Raw genomic sequence first — 5247 nt, forward strand, 5'->3', positions numbered from 1 at the left:
CTCTTCAAGTTCTTTGCTCATATCTGCTTTTTTCGCTTCAATTTCTTTTGAATGTTTTTTTATTGATTCAATATCATCAAGACCAATTGTCTTATCGTTCAAAATTCCGTCTTGATAAATTTCGGGAATACTTTCTTTCAAATGTACATCCAAATCCTTATGAAAAACCTTTAATTCATTTCGATTTATCACTAATTTTGCAGAAACTTTCTCACGTTCTTTTTTCGGGTCGTAAACAACAGGAATAAAAGCAAAGTGCATGTGTGGAGTCGTTTCGTCATTATGGACATTTGCAGACAACACATTTTTTTCACCGCCGTATCGATCGGCTAGAAAACCGTATGTTTCTTCAAAGAATTTCCGTTGGTGTTCATCGGGTGCATCTTTGAGATTTTCGGGCAATGTAACAACCCAAGAGCAACACGCCTTTACATCTTTTCGATCCATGCAATAAACCTCGTCTAACCTTTCATTCATTCGAGAAAGTGTATCGCCTTCTTTTTCGCACAAATCGTAATTCAAATGTGAACGCTCAATATCAATATCTTCGTTTGAATGATTTTCAGTTTTTCGGTCTAAATGAATTGATAATCCTTGCATGTTTGCTTTTGTGTATTTTTGTACGTGAGCGATTTCGGACACCTCATTTTCGGTTAAGAATAACACATCAGGCGAGGGAATCCAAAACCATTTGGTATAACACGGTATACCAGAATTCTTCTGGACGTGCTCTGCGAGGCGAAAAGCAAGGGAGCAAAAACCGCTCCCCCAAGTTCAAAAGCAAAAGAAAAAATCATGGGCTTTGCCCAAACCCACGAGGGAAAAGTTTCCCTCGACCCCCTCCAAAAAGCTCCCCCAACCCCCTCACTTTTTGAGGGGGCTCCCTCGCCGGTTGGCAGGTCAAAAGGTGTTGCCTTTTGACGAGCCAAGAGGGTTCGGGTGTAGCGAAATTATCAACTCCTTAAATTCCTTTCGCTGTCGCTTCAGTCAGACATTTACCGTTGACAATTGCCACGTATTTTCTTCTGCAGCAAGTTTCACTTTTGGCTGAAGAAAATAAAAAGAGATGGCAAATTTGCCACCTCTTAAATATTTCGGGTCTTGAACAATCGCGCCCGATTGCTTAAGAAAGCGAGAAGTCATTTAATTTATCTCTGGTATTCAACTTTTAAATTGAATTTGTCTTCGTTTATATACATTCAAGGTGATCAGCCAACTAGTGACAACGACTCCTGTAAAAAGGAATAGCATATTACTATACAAGTAAGTGGATTGATCAAGGTCCATAGGTAGCAACTTCTGATTCAGCAAGCGTACAGATAATAAACCACCAACAATTGCAATACCTGTTCCCTCTGATAAAAAGCTGGTAAAATTAAGCAAACTCATTCCGGCACCAGCTTCCTTTTGTTTCAAACTACTTGAAACAATTGTAGATATAACTGTTTTGGTGAATGACAGCCCACCAAAAACAAAAACTAATATAATTGTCAGTAACCATGGTGTTACTTCTAAAAAAAAGGCAGCAATTAAAAAGCTAACGGAAAGAAATGTAACTCCAATGGTTAACACGTACAATGGACCTTTTCTATCAACAAGTAATCCACCAATGTAACCGAAGATAATAACGCTCATTGTTCCAGGGAAAATAATCACACTGCCAATTGCAGCAGTGCTTAGTTGATGTACATCTTTCATCATGTAAGGAACCATAGAGATAAACCCTGCTACTGTACCAAATATAAGTCCTCCACAAAGGACACCAATTATAAAAGAAATATTTTTCCCCAGTGCAGGTTCAACAAAAGGTTCTGTTACTTTCCTAATATGTTTTACAAATATCAGGAATGACAGAATACTGATGATCAGAAAAGAAATGTTATAAGATGTTGTAAACAACATAAAAAATACAATGCCTACAGACATTAGTATAATTCCTTTGATATCAAAATGACCTTTTATCCTTACTTCTTTCTTTAATAATTTCATAAGAAACGGAACAGTGATAATTGTTATCATAGGAATGAGTAGAAGATAGGACCAATGAATATAATGGGCTATCATTCCACCAATCGCTGGACCGACTCCTTCTCCCATGGCTACTATCGATCCAATAAGACCAAATGCTTTACCCCTATTTTCCTTTGGAATATAGCGCGCAACTACAACCATTACGAGTGCTGGAAATGCAGCTGCACCAGCCCCTTGAATAAAACGAGCCATAATAAGTAAGGAAAAGAAAGAATGGCCAACAAACCCAATTACCGACCCGAAACAATTTATTATAATTCCAAATAGGAGTAACCTTTTGATGCCTAATTGATCAGATAGCTTTCCATATACAGCTGTTCCAATGGAAAAGGTTAACATAAAGGCTGTGTTCACCCAGTTTGTACTCGCAGGTGGTTTATTAAAATCATTTGCAATATCAGGTAATGAGACGTTCAAAACCATTTCATTTAATACGCTAAAAAAAGATAGAACGCAAAGCCAAATTAAAATTTGGTTGTGTCGTAAATTTGATTGTGAATAAGACGTATTCACATTTCGCCCTCCAATAATGAGGGTAGACGCAGTTTATAGGGCTAATGATACGTTTCCCTCTTTTAATTGAACCCTGTTACATTCATTGCACTTCATAATTAATGCCTCCTAATCTTGATTGAAACATTTTACCACATACAGACTAAGTTTTAAATTCAGTTTTCATCACTTATTCCGTTAAATGGCCCGTTTGCTGAGCAACTCTAATTTTTAGTGAATTACATGTATCCTACCATCTTCGAAAATTTCCACTGGTTGATAGCTATTCATGAAATCCAATGAATCCGTTATAAAACCATCTTCTTTGAGTTTTTGAAAACCATCAAAATATTGTTGTCTGTCTAAAATCAAATGGTAAAAATAAACCTTTTCATCGCCGATCATTTCGGAACTTGCCATAACAAAACTATCGCCGTATTTATTTTTAAAAAATTTCCGAGCATGTTCATGACTATCAAATTCGGGGAATTCAGCTTCGGCTTGTCTGCTAATTTTCATGTTAATCAACCTCCTTTTCATCAATGAGTTGACCGTTAATTTCCTTCATTTCTTCCTCGGTTAGATATCTTTTTTCGAGTTCTAAATATTTTTTTCCGCCCCAGTTATACATGATGGCATACACATACTTCGTCACGTCTTTTTCTTTGTAACCATCTAATTCGCCATTTTTAAATTTGGTCATGGCGTCTTTAAACAGCCCGGAAAATACGATTAATCGTTTTCCTTTCAAGGCTTTATAAAATACCTCAAAAACTTCTTGATTAATTAAATAGTCGCTGTCTTTCGCTGAGTATTTAGCAATCTCGTAAACTTTATCGTCCCGACCGTTGCGAACTTTGCGCACGTCAACTTGTGTAATCAGAGGATTTTTTGTGACTTGCTGCCACAACTCCAACCACCGATCCCGAGAGATATATTGAGCTGTTTGTGTAAAATAACTTTTGTTGACTGCAATCAGCACATGAAAATGTGGGTGGTAATCATCACGTTCTTCGTTGTAGGTGATTTCTAATTTTCTAGCATAACCCTTTACAATCTTCTTAATTTCCTTGCGTTCCATCAGCTTTTTAAACGAATGATTATAGTCTTTAATCTCATCTTCCAATTCCTCAGCTGGCACGTTTGGTGCTGTTAACGTCAGGAAGATAAACTCTTTATTTTCTTCTTGCTTTAGATATGCCATCATGACGGACAAAGCCAACGCATCTTTTCGAGATTTTTTCCACGCACAGATGGGGCAAAAACGATTTTTGCATGTGTTGCCTTTATGCTGTTTTTTCTTTTCCATACTTTCATCAGCAACCATCATCATGAACGTATTGCACTCCCTTATGAGTTTTAAAGTATTTTCCGAGACCACGTTTTCAGAAACTAGCTTTTCCATAAAGTAAGCTAATACACCATTTTTACGTTTTTTCTTTGTGGATTTAACCATAATATCTTGATTCTTTTTGGTTTTTGCTTTATATTGAGTCATATAACTTAAGTTAATAAACGCCAATCAAGGCACTTAAAAACTTGCACCTTCCTTCTGTTTCGACTTTTTGTGTGGTAACTCAAAGTCTAGAACACTATTAGGAATTTTGCAAGTTTTTTTGTATTCAAGCCATATGTACCAAGGGCTCAAGACCGTTAAGGGTAAATCGAAGATGTTACCCTTATATCAAGATAAGAAAAGGCATGTTTTTTCGCTCCGCTCAAAACACCAAAACCAAGTTCAAAACCAAACCCAAGATCAAGATCAGATCAAGATCAAAACCAAATTCTAACCCCCTCTAAAAACGCCACAAGCCCTTTCTAAGCACTTTAAACACAAATACATATAAATCCTAACAAAATGCCCCTAAAGCTCACAGAACGAATTCTGAAGCCTTCAGGGGCATCTTTCTTTGCCTTTCATAATTCCAGGTCATGCGATTTCTTTTTGTTTTTCGGTTTTCTCGATTTTTCTTGCTCGACTTTCTGTAAAACGGAATCCATTGAAAAACCTCGCACGAGGAATTTCTCAATAAACTGCTTCAGTTTATCCAGCCCCCTCTGTAAACGGCTCTGGGGGATTGTTTTAAGCCTTTTGTTTTCTTCTAGCGTTGAGCTCCACCTTTCCCCTTGCTCACGGTCTAGTGGTTCGTGACCATTCTCTAAATTGAAAAGGATAAGACGCCCGTCAATTTCCGTCTGGCTAATATTTAAATCCCGATTATCATCTTGCAGCATGCTCTTAAAAACAATTTCATTTATCCGGTGCTCCTGAAGCCCAGCGACCTCTTTTTCAAGATTTTCGTTTTTTCCTTCTAGGTTTTTAATCTTTCTATCGGCAAACCGAACAGTCGCTTCTAAATCACCAATTTTCTCACTGGAAACCTTTTTATAATTATATAAATTTTGTTTTTCCTTGATTGCAGATTTTGCTACTTTTATTAATTGCTTATAATCTTTTGTAATTAAATTCGTTTTACCACCAAGAAGCGATTCTTTAGACGTTGAATCTATTCTTTTAATTATCTCGTCCGGCTTTTTGAATGTCGCCAAATCCTTTACCATTTCCTCTTTTTCTTTTCGAGAAAACTCTTCAAGTTCTTTGCTCATATCTGCTTTTTTCGCTTCAATTTCTTTTGAATGTTTTTTTATTGATTCAATATCATCAAGACCAATTGTCTTATCGTTCAAAATTCCGTCTTGATAAATTTCGGGAATACTTTCTTT

General features: G+C 36.7%; 5 protein-coding genes and 1 pseudogene. All 6 read right to left on the bottom strand.

All coding sequences use genetic code 11. The annotated features are described in order from the left end of the window. Positions 1-666 (bottom strand): MobV family relaxase (gene mobV, locus GIW82_RS14615; protein WP_370456262.1); only part of this gene is annotated, 666 nt, incomplete at its 3' end. Between the two features lie 495 nt (positions 667-1161). Continuing rightward, a complete protein-coding gene (gene tet(L) / locus GIW82_RS14620) occupies positions 1162-2544 on the bottom strand; it encodes a tetracycline efflux MFS transporter Tet(L) (RefSeq protein WP_031944040.1) in 1383 nt (460 codons plus the stop codon). A 33-nt stretch (positions 2545-2577) separates the two neighbouring features. After that, positions 2578-2640: a tetracycline resistance efflux system leader peptide gene (locus GIW82_RS15060; RefSeq protein WP_013762478.1), complete on the bottom strand. Its 63-nt coding sequence runs from the start codon at positions 2638-2640 to the stop codon at positions 2578-2580. Positions 2641-2754: 114 nt separating this feature from the next. Further along, complete coding sequence (locus GIW82_RS14630) at positions 2755-3042, bottom strand: hypothetical protein (protein ID WP_120482921.1); 288 nt, start codon at positions 3040-3042, stop codon at positions 2755-2757. A 1-nt stretch (position 3043) separates the two neighbouring features. Continuing rightward, positions 3044-3979 carry a protein rep gene (locus tag GIW82_RS14635; protein WP_120482925.1) on the bottom strand — a complete coding sequence of 312 codons (936 nt, stop codon included), beginning with the start codon at positions 3977-3979 and terminating at the stop codon, positions 3044-3046. A gap of 461 nt (positions 3980-4440) precedes the next feature. Then, a pseudogene (locus tag GIW82_RS14945) lies at positions 4441-5247 on the bottom strand (hypothetical protein); the annotation flags it as partial.

Source organism: Planomicrobium sp. YIM 101495, from assembly GCF_009707665.1.
GTDB lineage: Bacteria > Bacillota > Bacilli > Bacillales_A > Planococcaceae > Planococcus.

Bases quoted from the DNA above. Each gene is read 5' to 3' on its own strand.
- GIW82_RS14630 (WP_120482921.1), bottom strand. From the start codon at position 3,042: ATGAAAATTAGCAGACAAGCCGAAGCTGAATTCCCCGAATTTGATAGT.
- GIW82_RS14635 (WP_120482925.1), bottom strand. From the start codon at position 3,979: ATGGTTAAATCCACAAAGAAAAAACGTAAAAATGGTGTATTAGCTTAC.